Origin of the sequence: Sphingomonas sp. CFBP 13603 (genome assembly GCF_014892665.1) — a bacterium.
Classification (GTDB): Bacteria; Pseudomonadota; Alphaproteobacteria; order Sphingomonadales; family Sphingomonadaceae; genus Sphingomonas.
The window spans coordinates 301,320-320,579 of sequence record NZ_JADBIA010000003.1 but is presented as its reverse complement, the minus strand read 5'-3'; the positions used below and the strand labels follow the sequence as shown (position 1 = coordinate 320,579).

17 protein-coding genes and 1 tRNA gene are annotated in these 19,260 nt (G+C 67.0%); 11 read left to right on the top strand and 7 right to left on the bottom strand.

Going from position 1 to position 19,260, the window contains the following annotated elements; all coding sequences use genetic code 11:
* The first annotated feature begins 21 nt into the window (after nucleotides 1–21).
* The 5 genes from IFR23_RS06970 to IFR23_RS06950 all read left to right on the top strand — a co-directional run bounded on the left by IFR23_RS06970 (nucleotide 22) and on the right by IFR23_RS06950 (nucleotide 10,117).
* Nucleotides 22–1,356, top strand: a complete 1,335-nt coding sequence (locus IFR23_RS06970; RefSeq protein WP_244655497.1) for a sugar porter family MFS transporter — start codon at nucleotides 22–24, stop codon at nucleotides 1,354–1,356.
* A gap of 102 nt (nucleotides 1,357–1,458) precedes the next feature.
* Complete coding sequence (locus IFR23_RS06965) at nucleotides 1,459–4,056, top strand: TonB-dependent receptor (protein ID WP_192975248.1); 2,598 nt, start codon at nucleotides 1,459–1,461, stop codon at nucleotides 4,054–4,056.
* A gap of 103 nt (nucleotides 4,057–4,159) precedes the next feature.
* Nucleotides 4,160–6,991, top strand: coding sequence for a M16 family metallopeptidase (locus IFR23_RS06960; RefSeq protein WP_192975247.1), 2,832 nt, complete (start codon nucleotides 4,160–4,162; stop codon nucleotides 6,989–6,991).
* Nucleotides 6,992–7,007: 16 nt separating this feature from the next.
* Nucleotides 7,008–7,307: a hypothetical protein gene (locus IFR23_RS06955; RefSeq protein WP_060525867.1), complete on the top strand. Its 300-nt coding sequence runs from the start codon at nucleotides 7,008–7,010 to the stop codon at nucleotides 7,305–7,307.
* 299 nt (nucleotides 7,308–7,606) lie between these two features.
* Entirely contained in the window at nucleotides 7,607–10,117 is a 2,511-nt protein-coding gene (locus IFR23_RS06950; RefSeq protein WP_192975246.1) for a DegT/DnrJ/EryC1/StrS family aminotransferase, read from the top strand.
* Between the two features lie 26 nt (nucleotides 10,118–10,143).
* Here IFR23_RS06950 and IFR23_RS06945 read toward each other — a convergent pair whose 3' ends face one another.
* A complete protein-coding gene (locus tag IFR23_RS06945; RefSeq protein WP_192975245.1) occupies nucleotides 10,144–10,848 on the bottom strand; it encodes a murein L,D-transpeptidase catalytic domain family protein in 705 nt (234 codons plus the stop codon).
* A gap of 204 nt (nucleotides 10,849–11,052) precedes the next feature.
* Between IFR23_RS06945 and IFR23_RS06940 the strand changes: the two genes are divergently transcribed.
* Nucleotides 11,053–11,667: a L,D-transpeptidase family protein gene (locus tag IFR23_RS06940; protein ID WP_244655496.1), complete on the top strand. Its 615-nt coding sequence runs from the start codon at nucleotides 11,053–11,055 to the stop codon at nucleotides 11,665–11,667.
* A gap of 111 nt (nucleotides 11,668–11,778) precedes the next feature.
* Here IFR23_RS06940 and IFR23_RS06935 read toward each other — a convergent pair whose 3' ends face one another.
* Both IFR23_RS06935 and ykgO read right to left on the bottom strand, forming a co-directional pair.
* Nucleotides 11,779–12,393 (bottom strand): HAD-IA family hydrolase, encoded by a 615-nt coding sequence (locus tag IFR23_RS06935; protein WP_192975394.1) that lies wholly within the window; start codon nucleotides 12,391–12,393, stop codon nucleotides 11,779–11,781.
* 4 nt (nucleotides 12,394–12,397) lie between these two features.
* A complete protein-coding gene (ykgO, locus tag IFR23_RS06930; RefSeq protein WP_003046794.1) occupies nucleotides 12,398–12,523 on the bottom strand; it encodes a type B 50S ribosomal protein L36 in 126 nt (41 codons plus the stop codon).
* Nucleotides 12,524–12,680: 157 nt separating this feature from the next.
* On the opposite strand from ykgO, the gene IFR23_RS06925 reads away from it, so the two are divergent.
* From IFR23_RS06925 to IFR23_RS06905, 5 genes are all read left to right on the top strand, one after another.
* A complete protein-coding gene (locus IFR23_RS06925; protein ID WP_192975244.1) occupies nucleotides 12,681–13,307 on the top strand; it encodes a DUF4136 domain-containing protein in 627 nt (208 codons plus the stop codon).
* Between the two features lie 29 nt (nucleotides 13,308–13,336).
* Complete coding sequence (locus IFR23_RS06920; protein WP_192975243.1) at nucleotides 13,337–14,455, top strand: M14 family metallopeptidase; 1,119 nt, start codon at nucleotides 13,337–13,339, stop codon at nucleotides 14,453–14,455.
* A 123-nt stretch (nucleotides 14,456–14,578) separates the two neighbouring features.
* Nucleotides 14,579–15,265, top strand: coding sequence for a 2,3-diphosphoglycerate-dependent phosphoglycerate mutase (gpmA, locus tag IFR23_RS06915; protein ID WP_192975242.1), 687 nt, complete (start codon nucleotides 14,579–14,581; stop codon nucleotides 15,263–15,265).
* 263 nt (nucleotides 15,266–15,528) lie between these two features.
* The gene (gene purE / locus IFR23_RS06910; RefSeq protein ID WP_192975393.1) at nucleotides 15,529–15,984 is read left to right on the top strand and encodes a 5-(carboxyamino)imidazole ribonucleotide mutase; all 456 of its coding nucleotides are present in this window, start codon (nucleotides 15,529–15,531) and stop codon (nucleotides 15,982–15,984) included.
* A gap of 25 nt (nucleotides 15,985–16,009) precedes the next feature.
* Nucleotides 16,010–17,077, top strand: a complete 1,068-nt coding sequence (locus tag IFR23_RS06905; protein WP_192975241.1) for a 5-(carboxyamino)imidazole ribonucleotide synthase — start codon at nucleotides 16,010–16,012, stop codon at nucleotides 17,075–17,077.
* A gap of 319 nt (nucleotides 17,078–17,396) precedes the next feature.
* Here the strand turns inward: IFR23_RS06905 and IFR23_RS06900 are convergent.
* The 4 genes from IFR23_RS06900 to IFR23_RS06885 all read right to left on the bottom strand — a co-directional run bounded on the left by IFR23_RS06900 (nucleotide 17,397) and on the right by IFR23_RS06885 (nucleotide 19,226).
* Nucleotides 17,397–17,472: transfer RNA gene (locus IFR23_RS06900), tRNA-Phe, on the bottom strand.
* 53 nt (nucleotides 17,473–17,525) lie between these two features.
* Entirely contained in the window at nucleotides 17,526–17,711 is a 186-nt protein-coding gene (locus tag IFR23_RS06895; protein WP_060525858.1) for a DNA gyrase inhibitor YacG, read from the bottom strand.
* A complete protein-coding gene (locus tag IFR23_RS06890) occupies nucleotides 17,708–18,667 on the bottom strand; it encodes a ribonuclease (RefSeq protein WP_192975240.1) in 960 nt (319 codons plus the stop codon). Before IFR23_RS06890 ends, IFR23_RS06895 begins: the two co-directional genes overlap by 4 nt.
* On the bottom strand, nucleotides 18,660–19,226 hold the full coding sequence (locus IFR23_RS06885) for a Maf family protein (protein WP_192975239.1): 567 nt from the start codon (nucleotides 19,224–19,226) through the stop codon (nucleotides 18,660–18,662). The genes IFR23_RS06890 and IFR23_RS06885 overlap by 8 nt, the downstream gene beginning before the upstream one ends.
* Nucleotides 19,227–19,260 lie beyond the last annotated feature (34 nt).

Genomic DNA, 19,260 nt, shown 5'->3' with positions numbered 1-19,260 from the left:
AACTGATGAAACGTGGCGGGCATGATGATCGCTCCCACCGCATCCCGCCCTTCGGCCCAGCCCGGCACCGTCCTGATCGCGAGCGTCGCCACCGCCGCGCTGGCCGGCCTCCTGTTCGGTTTCGACACCGCGGTGATCGCCGGGGTCACCGGCGCACTCAAGGCCAAGTTCGCGCTCAGCGAGGCGTGGCTCGGTTTCACCGTCTCGTCCGCGCTCTGGGGTACGTTGATCGGCGCGTTGTTCATCGGCACGCTCGGCGATCGCTACGGCAGTCGCAACGTGCTGCGTATCCTCGCCTTTCTCTACGTCGTCACCGCGCTTGGCTGCGCGCTGGCGTGGAACTGGCACAGCTTCCTCGGCTTCCGCTTCATCAACGGCATCGCGATCGGCGGCTCGTCGGTACTCGCGCCCGCCTATATCGCCGAACTCGCGCCACCCGCCCAGCGTGGCAAGATGGTCGGCGGCTTCCAGTTCGCGGTCATCCTCGGCATCCTGCTCGCCTATGTCTCGAACGCGGTCATCGGTTCGCTCGATCTCGGCGACGTCGAGTGGCGGTGGAAGCTCGGGATCGTCGCGGCGCCGTCGCTGGTCTTCTTCGGTCTACTGTTCCGTATCCCCAATTCACCGCGCTGGCTGCTCGCCAAGGGGCGCGATGCCGAAGCGAAGGACGTGCTGGCGCTGGTCGGCATGAGCCCCGACATCGCCCGGCAAGAGCTGGACACGCCGAAGGGCGATGCCAAGCTCTCCTGGACGCGTCATCGCAAGCCGATCACGCTCGCCTTCCTGGTCGCGATGTTCAACCAGTTCAGCGGCATCAACGCGTTCCTCTATTACCTCAACGACATCTTCAAGGCGTCCGGCGGCAGCCTCTCGCCCGATCTCCAGGCGGTGATGATCGGGGTCGCCAACATGGTCTTCACGCTGCTCGGCATGCTGCTGATCGACCGGATCGGCCGGCGGACGCTGCTGCTCTGGGGCTCGGCCGGCATGACCGCGGCGCTCACCGTCGGCGGGCTGGCGCTGCTCGGCGTGCTGCCCAACTGGCTGCTGCTACCATCGCTGATCGTCTTCATCATGTTCTTCGCGCCGGGCTCGGGCGCGGTGATCTGGGTCTATATCTCGGAGGTGTTCCCGCAGAACGTCCGCGCACGCGGGTCGAGCATCGGGTCGTCGAGCCATTGGGGCTGGAACGCGGTGATCGCGCAGGTATTCCCGATCGCCGCGGCATGGTCGGCGGGCGTGCCGTTCCTCTTCTTCGCCGCGATGATGGCGGTGCAGTTCGTCACCGTGTTCCTCTACTTCCCGGAGACCAAGGGCGTGCCGCTGGAGGAGATGGACGCACACATGTCGCGGTAACCGGCGGTCGCGACGATTCACTGCCGAACCGGCACAATCCTGCGACAATTGGGCGCTAGTTCAAACCCCTGATCGACGGTCGATCATCGGGATGGAACGGGTATGCGCAGTTTGGGTCTGGTTCTGGCGGTGAGCATGCCTGCAATGGCCGCCGCGCAACAGGCGCCGTCACAGCCTGCCGCTGCGGCGGCCGCGCAGACGCCGGAACAGGACGAGGCGGCCGACGCCGAGGAGATCGTCGTCACCGGTTCGCGCAAGCTGCCGGGCTCGGTGATCGGCGACATCCCGCCCGACCAGACGCTGGGCCAGGCCGAAATCCGTTCGTACGGCGTCAGCTCGATCTCCGACCTGCTGGCCGAACTCAGCCCGCAGACCACCAGCGGTCGCGGCAGCGGCGGCGCGCCTGTCGTGCTGCTCAACGGCCGCCGTATCTCCAGCTTCTCCGAGATCCGCGACATCCCGACCGAGGCGATCCAGCGCGTCGAGATCCTGCCCGAGGAGGTCGCGCTCAAATACGGCTACCGCGCCGACCAGAAGGTCGTGAACTTCGTCCTGCGCCGCCGCTTCCGCGCGGTCACCGCGGAGGCGACCGACCGGATGCCGACCGAGGGCGGCAGCAACACGCCGCTGGGCGAGGTCGACCTGCTCACCATCGCGCGTGACCGCCGGCTCAACCTCCACGTCGAATACACCTCGACCTCGGCGCTGACCGAGGCCGAACGCGACATCGACGCGCTGACTGCTACTGCCCAAAGCCCACGCGGCGCGAACAACACGGTCGTCGACCAGCGGCCGTTCCGCACGCTAGAGCCTGAAAACAGCACGTTCACCGCGAACGGCGTCTATGCGCGCAACATCTTCGGCAACATCGGTGCGACGATCAACGGGCGCCTCGAATCGACCGACAGCCGCAGCCTCAACGGGCTGCCCGTCGCCGCGCTGACGCTCGCGGACGGCACCACCGTCGTCAACCGTGCGCTCGACGACGACGGATTCCTCCCGCTCGCGCAGCGCACCTCGTCGATCGCCGCGCATCTCGGCACCACGCTCAACGGCGATCTCGGCACGTGGCGCTGGAACGTGACGGGCAATTACGACCGCAGCGATACGCAGACCTTCACCGAGGCGGGCGTCGATGCGACCGCCTTCAATGCAAGGCTCGCGGCGGGGGATCCGACCGCCAATCCGTTCGGCCGTCTCACCGCAGGCGACATCGGTGCGGCGCCCGGCAACCGCGCCTATGCCTCGCAAAGCACCGGCGGCGTCGATGCGGTCATCAACGGCAATCTCTTCAACCTGCCGGCGGGCGCGATCTCGACGACGATCAAGCTCGGTGCGGAAACCGCCGATTTCAGCAGCCGCTCCTTCCGTGCGCTGCGTGAACAGACCGGGCAAGTCTCGCGCGATACGGTCAACGGCCAGGTCAACGTCGACCTGCCGCTCACCAGCCGGTCGAAGGGCGTCCTGCCGTTCCTCGGCACGCTGTCGGCGAACTTCAACCTCGCCGAGGATCACCTGTCGGACTTCGGCACGCTGACCACGCTCGGTTACGGCGCGAACTGGTCGCCGATCGAGGGCGTGCGCGTCATCGCCTCGGTCACCGACACCGACGAGGCACCGACCGCACAGCAGCTCGGCAACCCGTCGATCGCCACGCCGAACGTCCGCATCTTCGATTACGTGACCGGCACGACCGCCACCGTCACGACGATCAGCGGCGGTAATCCCGGGCTGGTCGCCGACAACAACCACGTCAAGAAAGTCGGCCTGACGCTGAAGCCGTGGACCGCCAAGGACCTGTCGATTACCGCGAACTATGTCGAGAGCCGGGTCGACGATCCGATCGCCGCCTTCCCCTCGGCGACCGCGGCGATCGAAGCGGCGTTCCCCAGCCGTTTCACGCGTGATGCCGGTGGCAACCTGTTGCAGGTCGACCGCCGTCCGATCAATTTCGCGCGTAGCGAGCGCTCCGAACTGCGCTGGGGGATCAACTTCTCCGCGCCGTTGAAGTCGAAGATCCAGAAAGAACTCGAGGCGTATCGCGCAGGCACCGGCCCCAATCCGTTCGAAGGGCTCCAACCCCCGGGCGGCTTCCGTCGACCCGAGGGTGCGACCGGCGACGGTCCGCGCGGGCAGGGCGGTGCAGGTGGCGGTCCGGGCGGAGGCGGCGGACGGGGCCCTGGCGGCTTCGGTGGTCGCGGCGGACAGGCCGGCGGCCGTATCCAGTTCGCGGTCTATCACACCTGGCACTTCACCGATCGCGTGCTCGTCGCCGATGGCGGCCCACGCCTGAACCTGCTCGACGGCGATGCGATCGGCAACAGCGGTGGCCAGGCGCGCCACGAACTGGAGGCGCAGGCGGGCTACACCAACAACGGCCTCGGCGCGCGCATCTCCGCCAATTACGCGACCGGCACGACGGTCAATGGCGGCACCGCGGCCGCGCCCTCGACGCTCAACTTCGGCGGCCTCGCGACCGCCAACATCCGTCTGTTCGCCGATCTCGGCCAGCGCCTCGAATGGGTGAAGGCGCACCCGTGGCTGCGCGGCATGCGCGTCAGCCTGTCGGTCGACAACGTCCTCAACACCCGCCAGCGCGTCACCGATGCAACCGGCGCGACGCCGAACAACTACCAGCCGGACTATCTCGACCCGTTCGGCCGCGCGGTCCGGATCAGCGTCCGTAAGCTGTTCTTCTGAGCGCCATTTTGCCGCGAAACTCGATGCATCTATCCTGTTGCCCGACGACGAAGCGCGCCTATGATGCGACGAGATCGTTCGAAACCTAGGATAGTGTTCGCATATGGCTTTGAAAATGACCGCGCTTGCGGGTGTCGCTGCAATCGCCCTCGTCTCGCCCGCCATGGGCCAGACGCAGCGGCCCGCTACGCCCACGGCAAAGCCGGCGCCGGTCGCAGAGCTCGTGAAGTCGGTCGATATCCCCTACCAGCAGTTCACGCTGAAGAACGGCCTGCGCGTCGTCGTGCACACCGATCGCAAGGCGCCCGTCGTGGCGGTGTCGGTCTGGTACAACGTCGGCTCGAAGTTCGAGCCCAAGGGCAAGACCGGCTTCGCGCATCTGTTCGAACATCTGATGTTCAACGGCTCCGAGAACGCACCGGGTGATTTCTTCGAGCCGCTGAAGCAGGTCGGCGCGACCGACTTCAACGGCACCACCTATTATGATCGCACCAATTATTTCGAGACGGTGCCGACCGCCGCTCTCGATCGCGCGCTGTTCCTCGAATCCGACCGCATGGGCTATCTCACCGGCGCGATCACGCAGGGCGTGCTCGACGAGCAGCGCGGCGTCGTCCAGAACGAAAAGCGCCAGGGCGACAACCAGCCCTACGGCCTGACCGAATACAACATCACCGAGGGGCTGTTCCCCGCCACGCACCCCTACGGCCACACCACGATCGGCTCGATGGCGGATCTCGACGCCGCCTCGCTGCAGACGGTGAAGGACTGGTTCAAGGATCATTACGGCCCGAACAACGCGGTGCTGGTGCTTGCCGGTGACGTCGATGCGGCGACCGCGAAGCGTCTCGCCGAGAAGTATTTCGGTGGCATTCCCAAGGGTGCGGAGAGCATCGTACCCCCGGCGCCGATCCCGACGCTGCCAGCGCCGGTGAGCGAGACGATCAAGGACCGTGTCGCCGCGGTGATGATCAGCCGCAACTGGGTGGTCCCCGGCCTCAACGACAAGGACGGCACCGCGCTCAGCGTCGCGGCGGGCGTGCTCGGCGGGCTCGCCAGCAGCCGGTTCGATACCGCGCTGGTCAAGAAGGAGAAGCTGGTCACGCGCATCTCCGCGTCGAACAACAGCTTCAGCCAGCTCGGCATGTTCCAGATCGAGGCGATCGTCCGGCAGGGCGTCGACCCTGCGCTGGTGTCGAAGCGGATCGACGAGATCCTCGCCGACTTCCTCAAGAACGGCCCGACCGCCGACGAGGTCAGCCGCGTCGCGACGACGACCGCGTCGCGCACGATGGAGGGGCTCGAGTCCGTCGGCGGGTTCGGCGGCAAGGCGGTGACGCTGGCCGAAGGCGCGCTCTATTCGAACGATCCCGGCTATTACAAGAAACAGCTGTTGCAGCTGGCCGCCGAGACGCCCGCGAGCGTGAAGGCCGCCGCGGCGAAGTGGCTGTCGCGCCCGGCCTATTCGCTGACCGTCGTACCGGGCGCGCGCGATGCGTACGCCAACGCGGTCGTGCCGCCCAAGGTCGACGTCGTGCCCGCACCCGAGGCGCCGCCCAAGGGGACACGTGGGCCATTGCCCGGCGTCGGCACGGTTGCCGGCCTGAGCTTCCCGAGCGTCGAGCGCACGCGCCTGTCGAACGGTATCGAGCTGGTCTACGCACAGCGCACCGCGGTGCCGGTGACGCAGGCGGTGCTGAGCTTCGATGCGGGCGTGGCGGCGGACGTTCCGACCAAGCTCGGTACGCAGAAGCTGACGCTGTCGATGATCGACCAGGGCACCGCGACGCGCGATTCGGTCGCGCTGGCCGAAGCCAAGGAGCGGCTCGGCGCGGAGATCGGTTCGGGCGCGTCGAACGACCGGACCTTCCTGTCGTTGCAGGTGCCGAGCGCGAACCTCGCGCCCGCGGTCGACCTGTTCGCCGATATCGCGCAGAACCCGGCCTTCGCCGATGCCGAGGTCGCGCGCGTCAAGAACCAGCAGCTCGCGCAGATCGCGCAGGAACTGACCAGCCCGCAGGGATTGGCGACTCGCGTCCTGCCGAAGCTGCTCGGGCCGACCTCGCCCTATGCCAAGGCGCAGGGTAGCGGCGATCCGAAGGCGGTAGCGGGCCTGACCCGCGCCGATCTGGTCGCGTTCCAGCAGGCGTGGCTGCGGCCGGACAAGGCGAAGATCTTCGTCGTCAGCGATCGTCCGCTCGCCGAAGTGAAGGCCGCGCTCGATACGCGGTTCGGGACGTGGCGGCCGACGGGGGCGCCGGGCGTCAAGGCGTTCCCGGCGACCGTCACGCCGTCCGCGCCGAAGATCGTGCTGATCGACCGGCCGGACAGCCCGCAGTCGCTGATCATCGCGGGCATCCCGACCGGATTGAAGGGCACGCAGGACCTGCTGCCGATCGCGACCGCGAACGATGCGCTCGGCGGCAGCTTCCTCGGCCGCGTCAACATGGACCTGCGCGAGAGCAAGCATTGGTCCTACGGCGTCTCGGGTCGCTTCCAGCAGTCCGAAAATGCCGCGCCGTACATCCTGTCGGCACCGGTGCAGGCGGACCAGACCGGCCCGTCGATCGCTGCGTTGCGCACCGATATCGGTGCGTTCCTCGGCAAGGAACCGATGACGCAGGCGGAGTTCGACCGCGCGATCAACGGCGCGATCCGCTCGCTTTCGGGTAATTTCGAGACGTCGGACGCGGTACTCGGCGCGATGCAGCAGAACGACCTGCTCAAGCGGCCCGACAATTACTACGCGACGATCACGCAGCGATACCAGGGACTTAACCTGCCTCAACTCAACACCGCGATCCAGCAGGCGATCGATCCGAAGAAGACGATCTGGGTGGTGGTCGGCGATGCGAAGACGGTGCGACCGCAGCTTGACAGCATCGGCCTGCCGGTCGAGGTCGTGCCTGCGGCGGCGGTTGCCGGCGCCAAGTAGTTCAGGAGAGAGTGCAATGGCAAACGTCGATGGCAGCTGGGATTGCGTGGTCAAATCGCCGCTGGGCGATCAGAAGATGACGCTGACCGTCAACAGCGCCGGCAGCACCTTCACCGGTGCGGTATCGGGCGCGATGGGTGGCATGGACGTGACGGGTGACGTCGATGGCGACACGATCACCTGGAAGCAGAGCATGACCGTGCCGATGCCGATGACGCTCGACTGCAAGGCGACCGTCGAGGACGACGTCCTCAAGGGCAGCGTCGCGGCCGGCGCCTTCGGCAGCTTCCCGCTGACCGGTACGCGTACGGCCTGACCGGAAGGCCAGTATCCGAGACCTGAAGGGCCCGTCTTTCCAAACAGGGAGAGGCGGGCCTTTTCATGGGCATGGATACAATCCGGGATTTCGCGTCGGCGATAGAGTTGATCGTGAGTCGCGCCGCGATCCGATCGGCACCATCGGGCGATCGTTCCTAGATGAGCCTGCAGTCGATACGATCGAGATATCTGCCCGGATCGATGTCAAAACTGTACAAAACTCTAAAACACGGCGATGTAACTGGTTCTTAGGAGGCTGTAGGCCAAGGTCTGCGCGAACAGCCGCCGGGACCGCCCATGAAACGTCTTCCCCTGATCGCCCCGAACCCGCCGCGCCTGAGCGAGCATCTCGATGCGCTGCGCCGCGTCGAGGAGTCGGGGGTGTTCAGCAACAACGGCCCGGAGGTGCGCGCGTTCGAGGCGGGCGTGACCGAGACGCTGTTCGGCGGCCACGGCGCCAGCCTCGCGGTCGGCAGCGCGACGCTCGGCCTGATGCTCGCGATCCGTCACGCATCGGGCATGCGGACGGGTAACCTCGATCCCAAGCCCGGCACGCTGGCGCTGATGCCCGCGATGACGTTCGCCGCGACCGCACAGGCGGCGGCATGGGCGGGTCTGACGCCGCTGATCTGCGATATCGATCCCGACGACTGGGGTGCATGCGCGCGCGACGAGGAGCGGCTGCTGCACCGCCACGGCGAGCGGATCGGCGTGGTCGTGCCCTATGCCACCTTCGGCAACGCGATCGACCTCGATCGGTACGCGCATTACCAGAAACGCTACGGCGTCGGCATCGTGATCGACGCGGCGTCTTCGCTCGGCACGCGCGACGATGCGGGCGAGGGGTTCGGCGCGCGCGCGCCGTTCGCGGTGGTCCACTCGATGCACGCGACCAAGACGTTCGCGGTCGGGGAGGGCGGGCTGGTCCACAGCGGCGACGTCGACCTGATCGCGACGCTGCGCGCGATGGGCAATTTCGGATTCGAAGGCAGCCGCAACGCGACCCTGCCCGGGATCAACGCCAAGCTGCCCGAGATCGTCGCGATCATGGCACAGGCCAAGCTCGCCGAGATCGACTCCGTCACCGCGCATCGCGCCCTCCTCGAAGCGACCTACCGCGAGACGCTCGCGACCTTCCAGCTCCAGACGGTCTCGGGCCAGCGCCGCGCGATGCAGTTCATGCCCGTGCTGCTGCCCGAGCGTCTCGCGCATCACCGCGACGCGATCGTCGAGGGCATCGAGGCGCAGGGCATCGGCTGCGGCCGGTATTTCAGCCCGCATCTCGGCGAACAGCCCTGGTTCCAGGCGACCGCGGTGATCGAGGCGACGCCGGTCGCGGACAGGATCGCCGGGCGCATGCTGTCGTTGCCGATCACCGATGCGATGACCGTCGCGGATGTCCAGCGCGCGGCCGGAGCAGTCGTGAACGCCTGCGCGGCTATCGTCCGGCCGCGCGATCGGCGTGCCTCGGTGCGCGGTGCTGGGGGCACGGTCGCGTCGGTGATGGTGATCGGCGGCGGTCCGGCGGGGACGGCAATGCTGACCTCCGCGACCAAGCGCGGCCTGCTGCCCGATCTCGCCGCGTCGGGGCTGATGGTGATCGAGCGCGGTGGCGCGATCGGCGGCGGGCAACTCGGCCGTTACGCGATCACCTCCGATTCGACCGCGGACACGTTCCTGAGCAGCGTGCGCGACAATATTCATCCCGAACTCGCGCGGCTGGTGGATCACCCCGCCGGGCGTGCGGTAGCCGCGCATCAGAACGCGCTCGGCGTGCCGCTGGCCGAGGTCGGCCCGTTGCTGCGCGCCACCGGCGACCGGCTGACCGATATCGTCCGCCAAAACGGCGGAACAGTGCTCGTCGGGCACGAGGCGCTCGGCGTGAAGCGGGTCGGCGACGCGCTGTGGAGCGTACAGCTCCGACGCGTGGCCGACGGTCATGTCTTCGAGCAGGTCGCGTCCAGTGTCGTCGTCGCGACCGGCGGCCATCAGCCGCTCGATCGGCTCGCGACGCAGCGTGTCGCCGGCGCGCGCCTGATCGATCTCGCATCGGGCAAGTTGCTGCAATCGGATGATGTCCTGACGCTCGGTGGTTTCGACAAGGTCGTCGATCTGCTCGCGGGCAAGCGCAACCCGCGGATCGCGGTGATCGGCGGGTCGACCAGCGCGCTGACGACGATCGCGCTGCTGTTGAAGAGCCAGCCCGCGTTGCCGCTCGGCGCCGGCGCCATCACCTTACTGCACCGGCGGCCGCTACGCCCCTTCTACCATTCGGCGGAGGCCGCGCATGCCGAGGGATTCACCGATTTCGGTCCCGACGACATCTGCCCGGTGTCGGGCTTCGTCTATCGCCTCGCCGGATTCCGCCTCGAGGCGCGCGAGCTGGTCGTACGGATGCTCGGGATCGATGGCCGCGTACCCGATCCACGCGTCGCGCTTCACCGGATCGCAGGCGACGACGATGCAGCCGCCCGCGCGTACATCGAGCAAGCGGACATCGTCATCGCCGCGCTCGGCTACCGCCCGATCGCGATCCCGATCGCGGACCGTGACGGCCGCCCGATAGCCTTGGCGGCGCATGACGGCCGCCCGATGGTCGATCGGCACTGCCGAATCATGGATGCTGCCGGCATGCCGATCGCCGGGCTCTATGGCTTGGGACTCGCGGCCGGTTTCGTGCCCTGGGGCCCGCTCGGCGGCGAATGCAGCTTCACCGGGCAGGCCAACGGCCTGTGGCTCTGGCAGAACGCGGTCGGATCGATGATCGTCGACCAGGTGATGGAAGCGCAGGTAAAGGCCGCCGCCTGATCGGACGGCCCCCGTCAGACGTCGGGTTACACCTTCGCGGCGTAGATCATCCGGCCGGCCCCGAGCCGTGCGAACACCTGGTCGAGATCGCGCTCGCCGACTGCGAAGCACCCCTGGCTGCGACCCAGCATGCCATGGCTCTCGATCATGTCTTTGTTCGCATACCACGCCGAATGCACCACGATCGCACGATCGAGCGCATTGTTGTTAGTCGGGTCGAGCCCGATCAGGCGCTGCGAGCGGCCATGCTTGCCGACATAATAATCGTCGGTGACGAACGCGCCCTCGGACGAAGCATTCGAGCCGAAGCGGTTCGAGAAGCGCTCCAGATAGCCGGTATGCGCCGGATCCGACCCGCTGCCGTGCGCGACCAGCAGCGACGTGCTGCGCCCGCTTGCGAGGTCGACGAAGTGGAACCGCGGCTTGCCCGACGGTGCCGCGAAATCGGCGATCGCGATGCGGTCGTGATGCTGGATGCGGCTGCCGTGACGGCTGAGCGACGCCATCGCCTGGCGCAGCAGATCGGGACGAACCACCTTCGGCGACGTCAGTGCGACCGTCGTCCGCGGCAGCGGTGGCTGCGTCATCGGCTTCAGATCACGTGCGGTCAGCGGACGTCCGAGACGCGTCGTCGCCGACACTGCCCCCGGCACCGCCAGAGCCCCCGCCAATACCAAACCATTCTTCAGAAGCGCGCGTCGTTCGCGCACAAGACCTTGCTCGTCGTGCATCGATTTTCCCGAAATTGCCCCGTTTCTTGGAACATCCTATAGCCGATTTTCCGTGAATATTCTGCAACCATTTCCACTGGTTGTGGGTCCGTTCCCTCAAACTACCCCGGCTTGGGGTCGGTTCGTCGACTCAATCCTCCGACGGCACGTTTTCGAGAATCGCGCGTTGGGCGAAAATATCGGGATTCGAGGACGGACGCGACGATGGGCAAGATGGCGAACGGGATGGCGCGGTCTTTCATGGCAATGGGGCTGACCTTTGCGATCCTCGCGGGCGCAAATCCCGCGCAGGCCGCATCGGCTGCCGCCATCGCCGCGATGCCGATCGAGCAGGCCGCGACCGAACTCTCGCCCAACCAGTACGTCTGGAAGGACAATGGCTCCAGCGAGGCCGTCAGCGTCGTCGTCAGCCTGATGGAGCAGCGTGCGTTCGTCTATCGCGGGTCGACGATGATCGCCGCGACGACGATCTCCAGCGGCAAGGATGGCAAGGACACGCCGGTCGGCACCTATCCGATCCTTCAGAAGAATGCCGTCCACAAGTCGAGCCTGTACGACGATGCGTCGATGCCGTTCATGCAGCGCCTGACCTGGGACGGCATCGCGATCCACGCAGGCCGCAACCCGGGTTTCCCCGCATCGCACGGCTGCATCCGCGTGCCGCTCGGTTTCGCCAAGCAGTTGTTCGGCGTGACGACGCTGGGGACTACCGTGACGGTGACGGACGATTTCGAGGGCGGCGTGATGCCGGAGGCGCCCGTCGCGGATCAGGAGACGGCGGTGGCGAACCTGCGGCAGTCGATCTCGCTGGAGAAGTGATTGCCGATAGGGGAGGGCAGTAATCCCTTCCTTGTTCTCCCGCGAAGGCGGGAGCCCAGTCTGGGTCCCCGCCTTCGCGGGGAAACAATCTCTGATACAGATGTCTGCAGGTCAGGCTGCGATTGGGAGCCCGAGCTCAACCAATCGCGCACGAAAATCCGCCGCATCGCTGAACAGCACCGATTCGATTCCCAACGCCCGCGCCGCCGCCACGTTCGCCGCGTTATCGTCGACGAACACAGCCTCCTCCGCCGCCAGCCCGAATCGCTCCAGCGCCAGCCGATAGATCGCCGCATCCGGCTTCACCATCTTCTCCTCGCCCGATACGACCACGTCGCGGAACCGGTCGAACAGATGCGCTTCACGCGCGCGAAAGGGTGGCCAGAACTCGTGGCTGAAGTTCGTGATCGCGAACAGCGGTACGCCGGCCGCGTCCAGATCCTCGACGATCTCCTGCATCCCGGCGATTCGCGCGCCGATGCTCTCGTTGAATCGCGGCCCCCAGGCGGCGATCAGGTCGGCATACTGCGGATGCAACGCGGCAAGCTCCGCCGAGGTGTCGGCGAAGTCGCGGCCAGCGTCGTGCTGGAAGTGCCAATCGATCGTCACAACGTCGCGCAGGAACGCGTCGAGCGCCCGATCGTCATCGATCAGGCGCTCGTACAGGATCCGGGGATCCCAGTCGTAAAGGACACGACCGACGTCGAAAATGACGGCGGTAATCAGGGCGTTAGCCCTGGCGTGCCTTGAAGCGACGGTTGGTTTTGTTGATGACGTAGGTACGGCCACGACGACGGATCACGCGGTTATCGCGGTGACGATCCTTGAGCGACTTCAGGGAATTGCGGATCTTCATGATCGATTCGCTTCTTTTCAAATCTAGGTGTGCGGAAAGACGGGATCGCCTAATGGCGGGGTGTGTCCAAGTCAAGCAACGGACACGCTCATGCCATCCGGGAACCCACTCGGCTGGTCGGAGCGTTACTATAGCGCAACATTCTAAGGAAGTCCCGATGGCGGTTCGTTCGATCCTGGTCCTGACGCTGGCAAGCGCATCCCTCACCGCGTGTGCGACCGGCCCGTCGCTGCCGCCGACCGAGGTGCTGCGTTATCATCTCGGCGAGCCGATCGACCGCGGCACCATCGCCGTCCAGCCGCTGACCGCCGGCGGCCCGGCCAGCATCGAGTTCAAGACCTATGCCGCCGCCGTGCAGGGGCAGCTGCTCCAGGCCGGCTACAGCGTCCCCGCACCCGGGGCCAAGCCGCTGCTGGTCGCCACCGTAGGCTTCACCCGAACCACGCAGGCAGGCCCGCCCAAGCGCTCGCCGATCAGCATCGGCATCGGTGGCGGCGGCTTCAGCGGCGGTGGCGGTCGTCGCGGCGGCGGCGGTGGCGTCGGTCTCGGCGGCGGGGTCGGTTTCCCGATCGGCGGCGGCGGGAGCACCGCGATCCTCGTCTCCGAACTGTCGGTGACGATCAAGCGCAGCGCCGACCAGTCGCCCGTCTGGGAAGGCCGCGCGCAGTCGTTCGCCGATGCCCGCAAGGCCGACGCGACGACCGATATCCAGGCCGGAAAGCTCGCACGCGCACTCTTCGCAGGCTTCCCCGGCGAGTCCGGTCGCACTATCCAGGTGAAATGAACGCCCCAAGAGAAGCGAACGCAAACGCCATGAGCCTGACCGTCAACGCAGCCTTCGATGGCGGCAACATCCGTGTTGTCGCTATTGAGGGAGACCGTATCGACCTGGAGATCGTCACCGATTTCCAGTCCGATTTCTTCCAGTGGTTCTATTTCCGCGTGGCGGGCGCTGCCGGACGGACGCTGACCTACCGTATCCTGAATGCGGGCAAGTCGGCCTATCCGTTCGGCTGGCCGGGATACAAGACGCGCGCCAGCACCGATCGCCAGGCGTGGCGGATGATCGAGACACGCTATGACAATGGCGTGCTCGAATTCGACTTTACCGCCGATACCGATCTCGCCTGGTTCGCGTATTTCGCGCCGTACACAATGGAAATGCACGAGGCACTGGTGGCGCGCACCGCGCTGTTGCCGGGCGTCGCACACCGCGAACTCGGCCAGTCGCTCGACGGGCAGGCGATCGACTGCTTCACGATCGGGTCGGGGCCCAAACAGGTCTGGATCTATGGTCGCCAGCACCCCGGCGAATCGATGACCGAATGGTGGATGGAAGGCGCACTGGAGCGGCTGACCGATTCGGCCGATCCGATCACGGCGGACCTGCTGGCGAAGGCGACCTTCAACGTCGTCCCCAACATGAACCCGGACGGCACGCGCCGCGGTCATCTGCGCACCAACGCAGTCGGGGTGAACCTCAACCGCGAATGGCACACGCCGACGCCGGAGAAGAGCCCCGAAGTCCTGTGCGTGCGCAATGCGATGGACCTGACCGGCGTCGACGTCGCGATGGACATCCACGGCGACGAGGCGATCCCGGCGAACTTCATCGCCGGCTTCGAGGGCATCCCGTCCTGGACCGACGCGCACGGCGAGAAATTCTACGAATACGGCCGTCGTCTCGCCGCGCACACGGCCGATTTCCAGACCGAGAAGGGCTATCCCAAGTCCGCACCTGGGACCGCGAACCTGTCGATGTCGACCAACCAGCTCGCCGAGCGCTTCGGTGCAGTGTCGATGACGCTGGAGATGCCGTTCAAGGATCACGACGCCAATGCCGATCCCGAGTTTGGCTGGTCGCCCGAGCGCTCGAAACAGCTCGCGCATGCGATGCTCGAGACGCTCGCCGGCATGATCGACGAAATCTGACCTGATAACAACGGCTTGGCATGGTCTGGAGGCTTGGGTTCAAGCATTACGGACCGTGCGTTGGCCTAACCTTATCCTAACCTTTGAACCCTTCCGTTCAGCCCCGCCATCCCAGGAGCCCGAATGCCGACCCTAGTCCTGATCCGCCACGGCCAGTCCACCTGGAACCTCGAGAACCGCTTCACCGGCTGGTGGGACGTCGACATGACCGCCAAGGGCGAGGCCGAGGCCAAGGCCGCGGGCGAGCTGATGGCCGCCAAGGGCCTCGACTTCGACCAGACCTTCGTCAGCCTTCAGACCCGCGCGATCAAGACGCTCAACATCGCGCTGGAGGCGATGGGCCGGCTCTGGCTCCCGGTCGAGAAGGACTGGCGGCTGAACGAACGTCACTATGGCGGCCTGACCGGCCTCGACAAGGCCGAGACCGCCGCCAAGCACGGCGATGCGCAGGTCCATATCTGGCGCCGCAGCTTCGACGTCCCGCCCCCGGTCTTGGAGGACGACAGCGAGTTCGACCTGTCCAAGGACCGCCGCTACGCCGGCATCGCGATCCCCAGGACCGAGAGCCTCAAGGATACCATCGCGCGCGTCCTTCCCTATTGGGACGAGCGCATCGCCCCGGCGCTCAAGGACGGCCAGCGCATCCTCATCTCCGCCCACGGCAACTCGCTCCGCGCGCTGGTGAAGCACCTCTCCAACATCCCCGACGACGAGATCACCAGCCTCGAGATTCCGACCGGCCAGCCGATCGTCTACGAACTCGACGCCAACCTGAACGCAACGGACCGCTACTACCTCAGCGAGCGCTGACTTCCTCCGGGCAAGTCACACCACCCCGGCGAAGGCCGGGGGCCAGTTGGAAAGGTGGCAATAACGGAACGCCGTCCGCGGTTAGCGACGTTCCCCAACTGGACCCCGGCCTCCGCCGGGGAGGTGCGGCAGGGGCAATGTCGATGGCGCTCGCTGGCTGGTCGCTGCCCGGCTCCACCAACACCGTTGCCCTTGCCCCCCCACGTCGCTAGGCACGGCGCTCCTTGAATCAGGGGGCGATCGTGGCTCTAGTCGGCATCATCATGGGCAGCACCTCCGATTGGGAGACGATGCGCCACGCCGCCGAGACGCTCGACGCGCTCGACGTCGCCTACGAGACCAAGGTCGTCTCCGCGCACCGCACGCCCCAACGCCTTTACGACTATGCGACGACCGCCGCCGATCGCGGCCTCAAGGTGGTGATCGCCGGTGCCGGCGGCGCGGCGCACCTCCCCGGCATGGCCGCCTCGATGACTCATCTCCCGGTACTCGGCGTCCCCGTCGAATCGAAGGCGCTGAAGGGCATGGATAGCCTGCTCTCGATCGTCCAGATGCCCGGCGGCATCCCGGTCGGCACGCTCGCGATCGGCAAGCCCGGCGCGATCAATGCCGGCCTGCTCGCCGCCGCGATCCTCGCCACCTCCGACGACGCGCTCGCCGAGCGCCTCAAAGCATGGCGCGGGGCACAGACCGACGCCGTCGCCACCGACCCCGCTTGAAGACGATAGCCTGAAAGACGCTGACATGACGCCGCTTCCCCCCGGATCGACCATCGGCATCCTCGGCGGAGGCCAACTCGGCCGCATGCTCGCGACCGCCGCGGCCCAGCTCGGCTATCACACGCACGTCCTCGCGCCCGACCAGGAGAGCGTCGCCGCACAGTCCGCCTCGACCATGACGCGCGCCGACTATCACAACCGCATCGTGCTCGCCGACTTCGCCGACGCCTGCGACGTCATCACCTACGAGTTCGAGAACATCGCGGTCGAGCCCGTGGAATGGCTAGCCGACCGCGTCCCGGTCCACCCGAGCCCCCGCGCGCTCCGCGTCGCCCAGGAGCGGATCGGCGAAAAACGCTTCGTGGAAAGCGTCGGCGGCCGCCCTGCACCCTGGGCCGCGGTCGACAGCCTCGAAAGCCTGCAGGCGGGCCTGAAGGCGATCGGCACCCCCGCCATCCTCAAGACCGCGCGCTTCGGCTATGACGGCAAGGGCCAGGTCAAGATCGACACGCCCGATGGCGCGCAAGCCGCCTGGGACACGATCGGCGGCCCCGCAGTGCTCGAAGCCTTCGTACCGTTCGAGCACGAGTTCTCGATCCTGATCGCCCGCGGGCTCGATGGCAGCATCGCGCGCTACGACCCGCCACTCAACGTCCACCGCGAAGCGATCCTCCGCCACTCCACCGTCCCCGCACCTGCGGCCGTACTCGCCCAGGCCGACGAAGCCGCCACATTGGCCGAACGAATCGCGGACGAACTCGACTATGTCGGCGTGCTGGCCTGCGAGTTCTTCGTCGGCGCCGACGGCCCGGTCTTCAACGAGATGGCCCCCCGCGTGCACAATTCGGGTCACTGGACGATCGAAGGTGCCGAATGCTCGCAATTCGAGAACCACATCCGAGCGATCTGCGGTCTGCCGTTGGGCGCGACGACGCTGACCGGACGTGAAGCGGCGATGGAAAACCTGATCGGCGACGACGCGGATCGCTGGGCGGAGCTACTTGGCGAGCCCGGCGTGCACCTGCACCTGTACGGCAAGGGCACCGCACGGCCGGGGCGGAAGATGGGCCACGTCACGCGGATCGTTCGCTAACCTCGCGTCCCGTCATGCCGGACTTGCTCCGGCATCCACCGCCCCGCATCATCCACAAAATTGGGTTTGCGGAACCGTGGGCCCCGGAACACGTCCGGGGTGACCGAGCTGTTGGGCGAACCGCCTTCCGTCTCCACGGCGTCGTTCACCCCTTCCGTTCGTCCTGAGTAGCCGTCGAGTAGTCGCCGAAGGCGGCGTATCGAGATGGCGTATCGAAGGATAGGTTGGCGCGCGGAACCCATGCTTCGATACGAGCCCTCGATACGCTGCTGCCCAGCTACTCGATCTCTACTCAGCACGAACGGGAGTGGAATGAAAATGGTGCCCGGAGACGGGGTCGAACCGCCGACACTGCGATTTTCAGTCGCATGCTCTACCAACTGAGCTATCCGGGCACGTCCGGTCTGGGACCGGAGAAGCGTCCGACCTTGCGATCGGAAGGGCGCGTTTAGTCGGGGTCTTCGGCGCTGTCCAGCCCCGTTTGCGCAATTGATCGGCCGGGAATGCGATAGCCTTCGCCGAGCCACTGCAGCAAGTCGCGGTCGCGGTGGCGGCTCGAGCAGAACGGCTTGTACTCGGCGACTGCGGGCTGGTCGCAGATCGGGCATTTGACGGTGGGGGCGGTGGGCGTCATCGGGCACTCTCCAGTTCGTGAACGACGCCCGTACGGCGCGTGAGTTCCGCGAGCCAATCCGGGCGCGTCATCAGACGTGCATGGACGGCGGCGGGCAGGGTATGACGGCGCGAGGCGGTCGGCGGCGTGCGTTCGAGCGTACGGAGTGTCGCGCGGGTCGCTGCGCCGACCGGATCGGCGCGGAGAATCTCGGGGATCGACGCGCGGGGCCTTGGCCGGACGATCTGCAGGAAGCCAAACCCGTTCATCGCGGTGCGCTCGAACGGTTGAGGCAGCGATTCGTCGATCGCGCCCGCGACGGCGTTGCGTTGCGACTTGCCGGCGATCGTCGGGAAATCGATCCCGATCGAGCCGCCGATGCCGTGTCGGCGGATCGCCCGCGCCACGCCGTGCGCGGCGGCGACTGCGAGCGTATCCAGTGGCGGTGCGCCGTCGACGTCGAACAGAGTCATCGCCGGCGTCGGCGACAGGCGCAGCGCGCCGAGCGGGAACACGATCTCGCCGCTTACAGCCTCGTCGAGGAGTTCGGACCAGCCCGCCGCCTCCAACGCGTCGGGTTCGTGGGCGCGCGGGCTGCGGACGGGCAGTCCGGTCGCCATGAGGCGCTCGTACAGTGTCGGAGCGGGGCAGGGCGGCAGGTCGCTGGGGACGGCCTTGGCGAGCTTCGCACGGCCCGCTTCGGGGAGGGCTTCGCGGACGATCTCGACGGCGAGGCTGGCGCCCTGCGTGATGCCGGGGGGGAGGTGGTTGATCAGCGCCTCGCCGCCGTCGAGCGTGACGTGACCGCGGCGGCCCGGCAGCAGCTCGACGAACCGCGCACGTGCGACGAGGCCGACCTTCAATGCCTCGGTGTCGAGTTCGATCGCAGCTTCGATAATCTGGTCGTCGTCCACCAGCGCGGCCCGCGCTTCGCCGATGCCGGCTTCGTAGAGCCATGCAGGCCCCGAGTCAGGCAAGCGCGACGCCTGCGGTCTTCAACAGCGCGCGCGTTTCGAACAGCGGCAGGCCGACGACGCCCGAATGACTGCCCGACAGGAAGCGGACGAACGCCTCGGCGCGGCCCTGGATCGCGTAGCCGCCAGCCTTGCCGAGCCCTTCGCCGCACGCGAGGTAGTCGTCGATCTCGGCGGGGGAGAGCGGCTTGAACGCGACGATCGTGTCGGCGATCCGCGTGCGCACCTTGCCGGTCGCATCGATCACGCAGACCGCGGACAGGCAGTGATGGCGTCGGCCCGACAGCTTGCCGAGCAGGCCGCGCTGGATCTCGATCGTGTCGGCGGGCGGCAGGATGCGGCTGCCGAGCGCGATCGTAGTGTCGCCGGCGAGGACGATCTCGCCCTGAGCACGTGCGACAGCGCTGGCCTTCTCGACTGCGAGGCGAACAGCATAGGCGCGGGGCGGTTCGGCCTTGCGCGGGCTCTCGTCGATGTCGGGGGATTCCACGCGCGACGGAACGACGCCGAGCCGTGCGAGCAGGTCGCGGCGGCGGGGCGAGGAAGAGGCCAGAACCAGCATTGGTGCCTCGTCTTGAAAAGCGGCGGGCGCCGGA

Bases quoted from the DNA above. Each gene is read 5' to 3' on its own strand.
- IFR23_RS06970 (WP_244655497.1), top strand. From the start codon at position 22: ATGATGATCGCTCCCACCGCATCCCGCCCTTCGGCCCAGCCCGGCACC.
- IFR23_RS06965 (WP_192975248.1), top strand. From the start codon at position 1,459: ATGCGCAGTTTGGGTCTGGTTCTGGCGGTGAGCATGCCTGCAATGGCC.
- IFR23_RS06960 (WP_192975247.1), top strand. From the start codon at position 4,160: ATGGCTTTGAAAATGACCGCGCTTGCGGGTGTCGCTGCAATCGCCCTC.
- IFR23_RS06955 (WP_060525867.1), top strand. From the start codon at position 7,008: ATGGCAAACGTCGATGGCAGCTGGGATTGCGTGGTCAAATCGCCGCTG.
- IFR23_RS06950 (WP_192975246.1), top strand. From the start codon at position 7,607: ATGAAACGTCTTCCCCTGATCGCCCCGAACCCGCCGCGCCTGAGCGAG.
- IFR23_RS06945 (WP_192975245.1), bottom strand. From the start codon at position 10,848: ATGCACGACGAGCAAGGTCTTGTGCGCGAACGACGCGCGCTTCTGAAG.
- IFR23_RS06940 (WP_244655496.1), top strand. From the start codon at position 11,053: ATGGGCAAGATGGCGAACGGGATGGCGCGGTCTTTCATGGCAATGGGG.
- ykgO (WP_003046794.1), bottom strand. From the start codon at position 12,523: ATGAAGATCCGCAATTCCCTGAAGTCGCTCAAGGATCGTCACCGCGAT.
- IFR23_RS06925 (WP_192975244.1), top strand. From the start codon at position 12,681: ATGGCGGTTCGTTCGATCCTGGTCCTGACGCTGGCAAGCGCATCCCTC.
- IFR23_RS06920 (WP_192975243.1), top strand. From the start codon at position 13,337: ATGAGCCTGACCGTCAACGCAGCCTTCGATGGCGGCAACATCCGTGTT.
- gpmA (WP_192975242.1), top strand. From the start codon at position 14,579: ATGCCGACCCTAGTCCTGATCCGCCACGGCCAGTCCACCTGGAACCTC.
- purE (WP_192975393.1), top strand. From the start codon at position 15,529: ATGGGCAGCACCTCCGATTGGGAGACGATGCGCCACGCCGCCGAGACG.
- IFR23_RS06905 (WP_192975241.1), top strand. From the start codon at position 16,010: ATGACGCCGCTTCCCCCCGGATCGACCATCGGCATCCTCGGCGGAGGC.
- IFR23_RS06895 (WP_060525858.1), bottom strand. From the start codon at position 17,711: ATGACGCCCACCGCCCCCACCGTCAAATGCCCGATCTGCGACCAGCCC.
- IFR23_RS06885 (WP_192975239.1), bottom strand. From the start codon at position 19,226: ATGCTGGTTCTGGCCTCTTCCTCGCCCCGCCGCCGCGACCTGCTCGCA.